This is a genomic window from Chryseobacterium nakagawai (assembly GCF_900637665.1).
GTDB lineage: Bacteria > Bacteroidota > Bacteroidia > Flavobacteriales > Weeksellaceae > Chryseobacterium > Chryseobacterium nakagawai.
On sequence record NZ_LR134386.1, the window covers coordinates 95,235 to 108,703 of the forward strand.

Below are 13,469 nucleotides of genomic sequence, written 5' to 3' on the forward strand. Positions count from 1 at the left end.
GCGTTTCACTCAGCAATAGGCTCCATATTCTATGCTGAGCGAGGCTTACTCTTACCATCGTAAAAAAACAACATAATTACTCAGCTTGAGAGCCATACGTTTTTATTTTTTCACTTTTTTACAATTTTACCTTTTTGTGAATTCCTCTTTTTGCCATACAACCTATATAGAATAATACTACCTTTGCTTTTCATTGACTACAACATGAATGACTTTTTAATAGGAATCGGAAAGAGATTAAAGGATATTAGAAAAAAAAACAACCTGACCATTAACGAACTGGCTTTTAGAGCCAATGTAAGCAACGGTCTTGTTTCCCGTATTGAAAATGGAAGAACAATTCCTTCGCTTCCTGTTTTACTGGACCTGATTCAATCACTGGATATTGATGCCAGTTACTTCTTTGAAGGAGTGGAAAAAAAGTCCAATGCAAAATTCATTTATGTTCCTAAAGAAAGCCAGCAGGTTATAGAAAAAGAGGTTGAAGCTGAAGGCTTTAAATATATGCATATCTTCAGCAAAAGTCTTCATTCTTTAGGATTTGAAGCAGTATTGCTAACTCTTGAACCCAATTCTAAAAGGGAAAAAGTTATTACAGATGCCTGGGAATTCAAATATATTCTGAAAGGAGAAGTAAAATACATCATTGATAATGAAGAAGTCATCATGAAAGAAGGCGATTCTCTATACTTCAATGGAAAGTTTCCGCACGTTCCAGTAAGCATCAGTAATGAAAGCTGCGTGATGCTTGTTCTTTATTTTTATACTGCTTAGATCCTCATATTACACAGAATTTTTAGCCACGAATACACGAATAATTTTATTCTATGCGCCTATGTGGTTATTTTTTTTCAACCACACAGATACATAGTTTTTAGAGCTATGCATTGTTGATTGTATTCAAGCATTCATGGCAAAAAATATATTTTATCAGTATCTACACAATTATATCCCATCAAAAAGTTTACTATTTGTAAACTTTTGGTTTTCTTATTTTGGCTTAAAATGAACGGTATGTTAATCAAAAACTCCATTTCAACAGAAAATACTGATTCAGAAAACCAGTTCTCAACAGAGCTATAACACCTTAAAAATAAAACACTTATAAAAACCACAATTTATTTGCTTTTCTTCTTGATACATGTTTGGAAAGTAAAATTTGGGTAATAAACCGGCTTGATTTGTTAAATAATACTTAATACAAAATATTTATATATATTAAAATTATTAGCGTGATTTGCATAAAAAATTTAATATATGTAAAAATGAAAACAAATTTAGAGAAAATACTTACCCTTGCTTCTGTCTGTTTCATCACTTTTGTTTCAGCGCAAAAGCAGTTAATTATAGGAACTGTTCTTGATGACAACCAGCCGCTCCCCGGTGCGACCGTTAAAATAAAAGGTTTATCCAAAAACATAACCACGGATGTTGACGGAAAGTTTACAATCAATGATATCAAAGAAGGTGAATACAACCTACAAATTAGCTATATTGGTTATGCTACAACGGATATTACGGTTAATTTAAAATCTGACGAGACTACAGATCTTGGAACCATAAAGCTATCTCAACCGAGGAAGAATATTGATGAAGTAGTGGTTACCGGAACTTTAAAGAATACCGAGGCAAGAGCCTTAAATCTACAGAAAAATGCAATTAACATTACCAATGTCATTGCTTCTGACGGAATCGGAAAACTACCGGACAGAAATGCAGCGGAAACCGTACAGCGCGTCCAGGGAGTTTCTATTGAAAGGGATCAAGGAGAGGGAAGATTTGTTTCTCTAAGAGGACTTCCTCCATTCTGGGCATCTACCACCATCAATGGAAACAGACTTCCTACAGCAGAAGAGGAAACGACTTCCAGAGCTACTGCTTTTGACTTCTTTCCAACAGAACTGATCTCTTATGTGCATGTCAATAAATCTTTTACTCCTGATATTGAAGCCGACGGAATTGGTGGCGGAGTAAACTTTATTACGAAAACTCCACCTATGAAAACGGAGTTTAAAGCAACATTAGGAAGTGGTTACAATGCCAAAGCGGATAAAGGAGTCTATAATCTTGGATTCTTGTATGGAGGGAGAACAAAGGATAAAAAATTCGGGTATTTATTCAATTTTGCCCATTTCATCAGAAACTGGTCAACGGATAATTTCGAAGCAAGAAGAAGTGGTGATGAAGGGGTTTTCAGAATGGAACTGCGTGATTATAACGGGGTAAGAAAAACTACCGGAATTAATGCTGCTTTCGAATATGTACTTTCCCCAAAAAATACTTTGTATCTGAAGGGAATGTATGGAACATTATCTGATGATGAAACCCATTACAAACACAGAGTACGATTTGATAAGTTCAGTGCTGCCAATAATACGGCAAGAGTGGAGCTTCAAAACATTCACAACTTACTGATTACAGAGCTTACTTCTGTTTCATTAGGTGGAGTTCATAATTTGAATAAAGGAAAAATTGATTGGGATCTTTCATATTATGATAACCAGTTTAAATATGGAAATATTCCTGATAAACAGAACAATTCTTATTATGTCATTAAATATACCCAATCTGGAGTAGGCATCAACCCAGATTATATAGCTGACCGTGGAAATGGGCCAAGAGCCTACTGGAAAGCTGATGGTGGAAAATTAGATTATAAAAATCCGGATGCTTTATTCGGTTTCTACAGCAATCCCGATTTTAAAATGGATGCTACTCAGATGAGATTTACTGATCTGGAATTTTATAAAGTATTTGTAGAAGAAAAAGATAAGATTGTAGCAGCTTTTAATCATGAAATTAATGCTTCTGATAACCTAACGATAAAGTATGGTTTCAAATACAGGGATAAGGAACGTAATGCTAAATTCTCTGATATTTTCTACAACTGGAGCAACGGAACGGCACCTCTGTTATCTGATTACACCCAATATATTACGACTCAGCCTAACGGAAGAAAGTATTTAAGTGAAATGAATGCTCATATCGGAAATACATTCGGACCCGTACTTTCTACAGGAGGAATGAACCAGTTCTGGTATGATAATCAAGGAAATTTAAAGATCAACACCACTGATTCCGAAGCTTTGGAATACAATAAGGCACTAGGAAGAAACTTTGATGTTTTTGAAAAACATGCGGATGCATACGGGATGGCCACTTACAAACTGAATGATAAAATTACCTTTTTAGGAGGAATCAGATTATCGAATACCAATACAAAAGTAAAAGGATATAATGTGGTTGATGATGTGCTAACACCAGTTGAGCATACTAAAAATTATCTGGCTGTTCTCCCAATGATTCATCTGAAATATGCCTTAAATGATAAGACCAATCTTCGTTTTGCAGCAACAAGAACTTTTTCAAGGCCTAACTTCGGAGATCTGACTCCTGGCGGAACTTATATTGAAGCTGATAATGCATTCAAAGGAGGAAATCCCAACCTTAATCCTACCTATTCTTTGAATTTTGACCTGATGGGAGAATATTATTTTTCAAATGTTGGGATTCTGAGTGGTGGTGTTTTTTATAAATCCATTACAGACCCCATTTTTCAGGATTCTTTTATTGGAAACTATAATGGAATGAACGGGGTACAGTTTTCTGCTCCTAATAACGGTAGTGCAGCATGGCTGGGAGGTCTTGAATTGGGTATTACCAAAAGATTTGATTTCCTGCCAGGCTTTCTTAAATATTTCGGAGCTCAGGTCAACGCAACGTTTATGACTTCAGAAATGGAAAAACCAAGCGGAAGAAAAGTTGCCCTTCCTTATCAGGCTAAAGAGTTGTATAACATCCAGCTATTCTATGAGCAAAAGGGATTCAATGCCAGACTGGCCTACAATTATAAAGGAAAATATGCGGTTGAATATGCTGAAGATGACATCAATGATTCTTACTATGGAAAATACAGCAGCTTAGATTTTGGGGGATCTTATCAGTTTACCAAAAATCTGGGACTATATATGGATATCAATAATATTCTGAATAAACCTCTGATCTACCACTTCGGAAAAAGTGAAGACCGTCCTGAACAGGTAGAATATTATGGAGTAAGATGTAACCTTGGAATAAAATTAAACTTCTAAACCATCACCATGGCCAGAACGATCAATACAAAAACATTAGTAACACTGAAGGCTGCCTTTGCTGCCTTTGGTATCTACTTCTGCATGTACGGTTTCAGAAAACCTTTTACCGTAGCTTCTTTTGAAGGGCTCTCCTATTTTGGAGTGGATTATAAGATCCTGATTATCATCGCACAGGCCGTAGGATATTTTATTTCCAAGTTTATTGGAATTAAATTTATATCCGAATTAAAACCAACGAAAAGACTGACTTATCTATTTTCTTTTATTGCCATCGCAGAGCTTTCCTTATTAGGATTTGCGGTAGTTCCTGCTCCTTACAACATTCTTTTTATGTTTCTGAACGGGATTCCGTTGGGAATGATCTGGGGGATTGTCTTTTCATATATTGAAGGCCGTAAAACAACAGAAATCATCGGGCTTTTCCTTTGCTCAAGCTTTGTGGTTTCTTCAGGATTCACCAAGTCTGTAGGAAAGTTTTTGATGGATACTTTTTCTGTTTCAGAATTCTGGATGCCTTTCTCAGCAGGATTGATTTTTATTATTCCATTATTTCTTTTTGGAATCCTTTTAGAAAGAATCCCCAAGCCTAATGAGGAAGATGTTATGCTTAAAAGCAAAAGACAGCCTTTGAACGGAACGGAAAGGAAAGCGCTTATTCAGCAATTCTTCGTTCCTATTGTCTGTATTATTTTTCTTTACATCTGTCTTACTGTTTTAAGAGATTTCAGAGATAATTTCAACCGTGAGATCTGGGATGGACTTCATTTTAGTTTTGACAGTTCTATTTTTACCCTTACAGAAATCCCGATTGCCATCATGGTTCTTCTCATCATGAGTTTCATGGTGAAAGTAAAAAATAACAAAAAGGCTTTTGCTTACTATCATTACATTCTTTTTGCAGGAATTCTGACTGTAGGGCTTTCCACTTATTTATTCCAACAGAATACATTATCTCCATTTTTATGGATGACCGTTTCCGGCTTTGGAATGTATATCTGTTATATTCCTTTTAACGGAATTTACTTTGACAGAATGATTGCAGCCTTTGATATTAAAGGAAATGTAGGCTTTCTGATCTATATTGTAGATTCGTTTGGATACCTGGGGAGCGTTTTGATCCTTCTTTATAAGAATTTTGGATCGTCCCAGACTTCCTGGCTTAGCTTTTATATTAGTTTAAATTATATTATTACTATCAGTGTTTTAATTCTTTCAATCATTGCTTTTCTGGCATTTAGAAAAAAAGCAAAACCTAATTCAAATTCTAATCAATACATCAATTTCGATACTTCGAAAATCTTATAAATTATAGTACAATGACAACAAAATTTGATTTACTCGTTGTGGGAGGTGGGATTTTAGGAACATTCCATGCTTATCATGCCCTGAAGAAAAATCTTAAAGTAGCTTTACTGGAAAGAAATTCTGTTCCTCAGGGTGCCACGGTAAGAAATTTCGGACAGGTAGTTCCTTCCGGAATGGATCTTAAATGGCAAAACTTCGGAAGAGAAAGTCTCGCAATATATAATGAACTTCATAATCAGGCTGATCTTACGATCAGGCAAAACGGCTCTGTTTATATCGCATCCAATGATGAGGAACTTCAGCTTATTGAAGAACTGTACGAGATCAACAGAAATAATGATTATGAATCAGTTTTATTCTCCAAAAGTGACTGCATCAAGAAGTTTGACGGCCTTCGTTCCGATTACTGTAAAGGTGGATTATTCTTCCCTCAGGAGCTTTCTGTGGATTCAGCAGATATGATTGTAAAACTTCACAAGCTTTTACAGGAAAAAATGGGTTTACAAATCATTTACAATACTACGGTTGTTGAAACGCATGAAGACGATCAGAAATGTACCGCTATTACTGCGGATGGAGAAGAATATATGGCTTCGAAGATCATTATTTGTGGTGGACATGAGTTCAAAACATTATATCCTAACGTATTCAATGAAAGTGATTTGGAAGTAAGCAAGCTTCAAATGCTTCAAACTAAGCCTCAGGGAATTTATTCTCTTCAGGGAAACATTCTGACAGGGCTTTCTATCAGAAGATATGAGTCTTTTAGTGAATGTCCTTCTTTTCAGAAAATCAAATCGTTAGAAGATCCGAATTCATTTGAAAAGAAATATGGAGTTCACATCCTGTTCAAGCAGGCATTAGACGGTTCTATCATTCTTGGAGATTCCCACGAATACGCTAGTGCTAAAAATGCAGACGATCTTGGCTTTGACCTTAATATGGAAATTGATGAATTTATGATTCTTGAAGCTAAGAAAATCATTGATCTTCCCACTTATGAAATCCAGAGAAGATGGTTTGGAGTATATTCTCAATGCAAAACAAAGGATATTTTTGAACACAGTCCCTCTCCGAACATTCATATTGTAACGGGTATCGGTGGAAAAGGAATGACAGGAAGCGGAGGCTTCTCTAAGTTTAACATAGAAAAAATTTACGCATAAATTTCAATGAAAAATATAGAATTATTGGTTCTGGATATGGCCGGAACTACAGTGAATGAAGATAATGTAGTGTATAAAACGCTAACTAAAGCTGTTAATGAATATGGTTATGAAGTTAAGTTGGAACAGGTACTTATCACCTGTGCCGGAATGGAAAAACTGGAAGCTATTACAAGCTTATTAAAAGAAATCAATGGAAATGAAGAAGATGCTGCTGCTATTTTTGAAAACTTCTCTGGAAAACTAAAGGATGCTTATCAGAATCTTGAGGTAAAACCTATCAACGGAACGGAAGATTTTCTCCTTAAAATGAAAGCTCAGCATAAAAAAGTGGTTCTGAATACCGGTTATACCTATGAAATCGCTCAACAGCTTTTGGATAAACTGCAGTGGAAAGAAAATATACATTTTGACGCCTTAATCACCGCTGATGATGTTTCAGAAAGCAGGCCGAGTCCGGAAATGATCAATCTGGCTATGAAAAAATTTAATATCCTGGAACCTGAAAAGGTTTTAAAAGCCGGAGATTCCGTGATCGATATTGAAGAGGGCAAAAATGCCGGTTGTGGACTCACTGTCGCAGTGCTTTCCGGAGCTCAAAACAGAGCAGCGCTGGAAAAGGCTGAACCTGATTATATTTTCAATACGATTTCCGAAGCTGAGGGAATTATTTAGATACTTCTTTTTTAATACTTATGGCACAAATGTTTTCTAATGAGAGCATTTGTGTCTTTTTGAAACCACCCCTTCAGAGAAGGGGAATTATTACGCTTTCGACTGTAGCTTTGCCCAATATTTCAATTGACCCACTGTCATTCTGAGCGAAATGAAATGAAGCGAAGAATCTCACCTCTAAAATTCATCTATAAGTTTAGAATAAAATTGAGTATTTATCAACTTTCAAAATTCTCCTGATTCTTAAGCAAGCTTCTAACACAAAGTATTTTACTTAAAAACAACTTAAGTATTAAAACATTAATATACTTATAGTTGTAAACAGTTTTAAGTTATCCGCGTTTCAATTTCAAATGACTTTTTTAATTATCAATTAATTAATTTTCAGTTCACGTATATTTACAAATAGTAAACTAATTTTACAATTATTAAAAAATAAATTACTATTTGTAAACTTTTACTTTTCAAACGCTTTATCCCATGAAAACAAAACTATTCTCAATGGCAGTTATAATAAGCTGTTTCCTTGGTGCCCAAACCAAAAAAGTTCTTTTTATTGGTATTGACGGTTGTCGTGCAGATGTCATGATGTCTACCAACACACCTAACATCCAAAACCTCATCAGCCAGTCTATTTATTCTCTTGATGGATTATGTGCTGCCACAACCTGGAGTGGAAATGGCTGGAGTACTATGCTTACCGGTGTATGGCATACTAAACATAATGTACAGGACAATAATTTTACCAACCCAAATTATGTGAATTATCCTGATTTTCTAACCAGAGCAGAAAATTATAATCCTAACCTTAGAACGATTTCCCTTGCCAATTGGGCTCCAATCAACGACAAAATTGTAAAGAATGCAGATATAAAATCTAACTTAGGAAGCGATCTTGCCGTAAAAAATGCGGCCGTAAATGCTTTACAGAATGATAATCCTGATATCCTTTTCGTAGATTTTGATGATGTAGATCATGCTGGTCATTCGTATGGGTTTTCTTCTGCTGTTCCCCAGTATGTTTCTTCTATTCAGACTACGGATGCTTACATTGGAGAGATTGTGAATGCTATGAAAAACAGATCCACCTACAATAATGAGGATTGGATGGTTGTTTTAACAACAGATCATGGCGCAACAGATACTTCCCACGGTGGCGGAAATCTTTCTGAACGGGATATTTTCACGATTTATTCTAATCCCGGTTTTACCCCTCAACAGATCAGTAAAACTATTCTGGAATCCAATAAGACTTTTAATCAGCTTACTCTTCCTGCAGGAGCTTATGCAAAGCCCGCCAACCAAACTCCATTTAATTTTGGAGCCAATCAGGATTTCACTATTGAATTTTGGATAAAGCCCAATGCAGCCTATTCCAGTGATCCTGTATTTATTGGAAATAAAAACTGGGCCAATGGAAAGAACAAAGGGATTATCTTCTCCGGCTACTCCGGACAAACTTTTAAAATGAATATTGCAGATGGTACCAACCGAATTGACCTTATTGGTGGAAAATTGGAAACTAATAAATGGAAACATATTGCAGCGAGCTTTGACAGAGATGGTCTTGTTACCTTATATGAGGACGGTGTTCCCGTAACTTTTGCTAAAATGAGTACTATAGGAAATATAGATTCTGTACTTCCATTAACATTAAATCAGGATGGAACCAATACTTACGGAGTGACTCTTGCCGCTTCTTACAAAGACGTAAGAATATGGAAATCTGCCCTTCCTAATGATGTGATCGCGAACTGGGCTAACCAGGATATTACAACATCTCATCCTTATTATTCTCAGTTATTGGCAAATTGGACATGTAATGAAACTTCAGGAAACTCCTTGACTGATTCCAGCTCTAATGCCAATCCTATGACGATCACAGGATCTCCAACTTATGCTCTTAATACCTCAAATAGTTTTAAAATCTATGATTACACCTCAACAACGAGAGAAACAGATCATTTCCCAACGGTATTGAACTGGTTGTGTATTCCGGTCCTGTCTTCATGGGGAATTGATGGTGTAAACAGAATCCCTGAATGTTCAAAAGGAACTTTGGCAACTCAGGAAGTAAAAGAAACAACAGATCATTTTATTATATATCCCAATCCTGCATCTACTTATGTAAGCATCCGATATCAATCTGGAGATAAGGAAATTAAAGCAGAAATTATAGATACTAAAGGGTCACTTATTACCACAAAAAGCCTAAAGTCTTCCCACGGAAATTATGATGAGAAAATCAATATTGAAGGGCTTCCTTCAGGAATGTATTTTATTAAACTTAAAGGAAGTAAAAAATCTCTGACCAAAGCTTTTATCAAGAAATAAAACAGTAAAGCAATTAGATTTAAATTTTGATATTGGAACAAGGATATGATGATCCGAGTTCCAATATTTTTTTTGCCTATGACTTAAGATCAATCTCCATCTGCACATCTACACGATCATAGCCCGGATTGGTAATTTCAGTATGTTTAAACCCTAGTTTTTCGTATAACTTTATGGCAGGAACCAATATAGAGTTTGTTTCCAGGAATACTTTCTCGGCTTTTAAAGCTTTAGCTTTTTCTACAAGAGCATTACCCAACAGATAACCGATTTTCTTTCCCTGTGCTTTAGGGCTTACCGCCATTTTTGACAATTCAAAAGCAAGAGGTTCTTCCTGAGCTCTTACCAAGGCGCAGGTACCTACAGCTTCACCATCCAGCAAAGCAAAAGCAATATATCCGCCTTTGTCAATAATATGCTCTTCAGGATTATCAAGCAATTTAAAATCACTGGATTCCATAACAAAGAATGTTTTGATCCATTCTTCGTTTAAAGTTTTAAAGGCTTCCTTATACTGAGGTTCATAGCCTATAATTTTTACTTCATTATTAATATCATTCATCGCTTAGGTATATTATATTCTGTTTTTTATCATTTTTCCCAGTTTTTCGAGATCGCTTTCTACACGGTCTGTCCATTCGAGGGCATAATTTAATCGCATACAGTTTTGGTACTGATTGTATTGTGAAAACATTCTTCCCGGGGCAAAGTTTACTTTCTGGCTGACTGCTTCATCATATAAATCTTCGGTACAAATTCTTTTATCCAGTTCCAGCCACAACATAAACCCTCCTTTTGGTTCTGAGATCTTTGTATTATCCGGAAAATACTGTGTTACCGACTTCTGAATCTGAAGATAATTAGCATACAGCTTTTTCCTGAACATCCTTAAATGATGATCGTAACGCCCATGAGCAAGGAAGTCGGCAATCACATCCGAAAATAAGGAAGGGCCACTTACCGTTTGAACCAATTTCTGACGGATGATCTTTTCTTTAAATTTTCCGGGAGCTACCCATCCTACCCTAAATCCGGGAGCCAGTGTTTTAGAGACCGATCCCGTCCACATTACAATTCCCGCCTCATCATAAAACTTACAGGGTTTAGGTCTTCCAGCCCCGAAGTAAATATTTCCATAAACATCATCTTCCACCAGAGGAACATTATACTCAGTAAGCATTTTTACCAGTTCTTTCTTGTTCTCATCCGGCATCTGAAACCCCAGCGGATTATTATAATTCACCACAAAACAACAGGCTGAAAGATTGGGAAGCACTTTTTTTAAGGCATCCAAATCTACTCCTGTAATGGGATGGGTAGGAATTTCTACAGCTCTCAATCCTAATAGCTGAATAGCCTGAAGGATTCCGAAATAAACAGGACTTTCCACCGCTACTAAATCTCCCGGCTGTGTTACTGCCATTAAACAATTGTATACAGCATTCATCGCTCCTGATGTAATCACCAGATCATCTTCTGTAATTCTCCCTTCCATTACGATAGACCATTTGGCAATTTCACGGCGAAGCAATTCGCTTCCCTGTACCGGTTCATAGTTGGTTCCACTATCCCCTTTCCGCTTTATCACATCAATCATACATTTTTTCATCTTGGCTACCGGAAGAAGGCTTTTCCCGGGAATACCCAATGCAAACTGCGTAACGTCTGTTCCTCCAATCGTTCCAAACACTTTATCAATAAGATCTTGTGGTGTATTTTTCCCTTCTGACACTTTCATTTGGGTGATAGAAGGCAATGCCAACTTTCGTTGCGAAGTTTGGCTTACATAATATCCGTATTTAGGACGGGACTCAACCAAAGAACGGCTTTCCAGCTCCATATAAGCCTGTTTTACTGTATTCAGGCTGACATTGTAAAGTTTTTGGGCGCTCCTCAACGAGGGTAGCCTGTCTCCAAATTGCAGGGTCTCACTTTTGATCTGCTCCGTGACAGAATTCGCTATTTTGAGGTATAAAACATCTTTCAACATTGAATTACAGTTTTAAGTAAATGTACAATTTTATTCAGGTCCTACTGAAGTTCAAGCCAGCTCATCATACTTTTGATGCTGCTTTTTAATTGTTTGGGATTTCTGAAATTGGGGGCTGTATTCCTTTTAAAGTAGTTTTCAACTCTTACAGAAAAGGATCTCTTTTCTATTTCAGTTATTTCTTTCTTATCATATACTACAAATGTTATTTCTCCTTTCTCATTAATGATAAGACTGGCAAATAAGACAATTTCTTTTTTTTTCTTTGCTAAAAGGAATGGAATTCCAAAATCGGAAGCCGTCTTAGAAGTACTCTGTGTCTGTAAAAATATGTTTTTCAATGCTAACATGTCTGAAATATATACTTCAGCATATTGAAGCTGTTCCTGATGTTGTGCAATTGTTTCCATAGTATTTCTTCTTTACCTTAACAAAATTATGGAGTCTCTCAGTTTGGATACAGATACAGAAGAATAGAATATTATGGGTACAGATAATAAGCTAACAAGTCTCAGCTACAATGAAAATTTTTAAAGCTTTCGTGTAAAATAATCTATAAATATGTATTTTTATTTTTGAATCTAAACAAGTGAATAAACAATGATGGGAAAATTTTTGAGATTTATTAATCTTCATTTCGGGGAAGAAGATAAAGGGAAAGTTCTGGAGAACATTACCGATAATATCTCGTTCCGGGGTTCGAATCTATGGATTTTAGCCTGTGCGATTGTTATTGCGTCCGTGGGACTCAATGTAAACTCTACGGCAGTCATCATTGGGGCAATGCTTATATCTCCTCTTATGGGACCTATAGTAGGAGCGGGTTTTGCCTTAGGTACCTATAATTTTCACTTACTTAAAAGATCAGCTAAGAATCTTCTTATTGCAACTATTGTCAGTTTATTGGTATCTTTTATCTATTTCTCCTTAAGTCCTTTTAAAGAAACTCAATCTGAGCTATTAGCCCGTACATCTCCGAATATTTATGATGTCCTTATTGCTTTTTTTGGTGGTCTTGTAGGGGTTATAGCCATCACCCGTGTGAAACAAGGTAATCCAATACCGGGAGTTGCTATTGCTACGGCATTAATGCCTCCTCTCTGTACGGCAGGATACGGACTTGCTATAGGAAACTGGAGCTATTTTGCAGGAGCATTTTATCTTTATACCATCAACTGCTTTTTCATTTGTATCGCAACGTTTCTTATTATTAAATATCTGAGGTATGAACCTATTGAACTGGTAGACAGAAAGTATGAAAGACAGATACGATATGGCATAACGGCTTTGATCATTATTATGATTGTGCCAAGTTCTTATCTGGCTTATAATCTTTTGAACCAGAAGAAGTTTACTCAAAATATTGATCAGTTCATCAATAGTGAATTTACTCAGAAAGGGTATACTCTCATTTATAAAAAATTAAACTATAATTCTTCTCCAAAAACAGTGGAATTGGCTTTTTTATCTAAAAAATTTAATAAAAGTGAATTAGATACCATTAATAAAAAAATTAAAGATCTCGGAATTGCCAATACAAAATTGGTTATTAAACAGGATGCTACCGATATTAAATCCGAAATACTTAACGAAATTGGGCAACGGAATAATGTATTGTCTGAAAAAGACCTTGTCATCAACCAATTAAGACAACAATTGGATAAATACACGGTAAAAGACTCAAGCCTTATTAAGGAAATACATATTCTATTCCCGGATTTTAACCATATTTCTATTGGTAAAGTAACCAATTTCCCCAATACAGACAGTGCCAATGTAAGCACCGTAATCCTTTATCGATCTGAAAAAGAAGAAAAGGAGCAAGAAGAAAAAATGAAACAATGGCTCTCGGAAAAGTTATCCGATAAAAACGCCAAAGTTATTCGTCAATAAATAGTAATAAAA

10 protein-coding genes are annotated in these 13,469 nt (G+C 35.9%); 7 read left to right on the plus strand and 3 right to left on the minus strand.

Translation table 11 applies throughout. The annotated features are described in order from the left end of the window. Window positions 1–204: 204 nt before the first annotated feature. From EL260_RS00425 to EL260_RS00450, 6 genes are all read left to right on the plus strand, one after another. Window positions 205–774: a helix-turn-helix domain-containing protein gene (locus EL260_RS00425; RefSeq protein ID WP_045492263.1), complete on the plus strand. Its 570-nt coding sequence runs from the start codon at window positions 205–207 to the stop codon at window positions 772–774. 491 nt (window positions 775–1,265) lie between these two features. Further along, window positions 1,266–4,091, plus strand: a complete 2,826-nt coding sequence (locus EL260_RS00430; RefSeq protein ID WP_123858341.1) for a TonB-dependent receptor — start codon at window positions 1,266–1,268, stop codon at window positions 4,089–4,091. Between the two features lie 9 nt (window positions 4,092–4,100). After that, window positions 4,101–5,399 carry a DUF5690 family protein gene (locus EL260_RS00435; protein ID WP_123858342.1) on the plus strand — a complete coding sequence of 433 codons (1,299 nt, stop codon included), beginning with the start codon at window positions 4,101–4,103 and terminating at the stop codon, window positions 5,397–5,399. An 11-nt stretch (window positions 5,400–5,410) separates the two neighbouring features. Then, window positions 5,411–6,565: a TIGR03364 family FAD-dependent oxidoreductase gene (locus tag EL260_RS00440; RefSeq protein WP_123858343.1), complete on the plus strand. Its 1,155-nt coding sequence runs from the start codon at window positions 5,411–5,413 to the stop codon at window positions 6,563–6,565. Between the two features lie 6 nt (window positions 6,566–6,571). Next, window positions 6,572–7,240, plus strand: a complete 669-nt coding sequence (locus EL260_RS00445) for an HAD-IA family hydrolase (protein ID WP_123858344.1) — start codon at window positions 6,572–6,574, stop codon at window positions 7,238–7,240. A gap of 501 nt (window positions 7,241–7,741) precedes the next feature. After that, complete coding sequence (locus EL260_RS00450; protein ID WP_228445248.1) at window positions 7,742–9,574, plus strand: alkaline phosphatase family protein; 1,833 nt, start codon at window positions 7,742–7,744, stop codon at window positions 9,572–9,574. Between the two features lie 76 nt (window positions 9,575–9,650). On the opposite strand, the gene EL260_RS00455 is transcribed toward EL260_RS00450, so the two are convergent. From EL260_RS00455 to EL260_RS00465, 3 genes are read right to left on the minus strand one after another with little or no spacing between them, the layout of a single operon-like run. After that, window positions 9,651–10,136 (minus strand): GNAT family N-acetyltransferase, encoded by a 486-nt coding sequence (locus tag EL260_RS00455; RefSeq protein ID WP_123858346.1) that lies wholly within the window; start codon window positions 10,134–10,136, stop codon window positions 9,651–9,653. A gap of 12 nt (window positions 10,137–10,148) precedes the next feature. Further along, complete coding sequence (locus tag EL260_RS00460) at window positions 10,149–11,564, minus strand: aminotransferase-like domain-containing protein (protein ID WP_123858347.1); 1,416 nt, start codon at window positions 11,562–11,564, stop codon at window positions 10,149–10,151. A gap of 41 nt (window positions 11,565–11,605) precedes the next feature. Beyond that, window positions 11,606–11,974, minus strand: a complete 369-nt coding sequence (locus tag EL260_RS00465; RefSeq protein ID WP_123858348.1) for a hypothetical protein — start codon at window positions 11,972–11,974, stop codon at window positions 11,606–11,608. Window positions 11,975–12,164: 190 nt separating this feature from the next. Between EL260_RS00465 and EL260_RS00470 the strand changes: the two genes are divergently transcribed. Beyond that, window positions 12,165–13,457: a DUF389 domain-containing protein gene (locus EL260_RS00470; RefSeq protein ID WP_123858349.1), complete on the plus strand. Its 1,293-nt coding sequence runs from the start codon at window positions 12,165–12,167 to the stop codon at window positions 13,455–13,457. Window positions 13,458–13,469 lie beyond the last annotated feature (12 nt).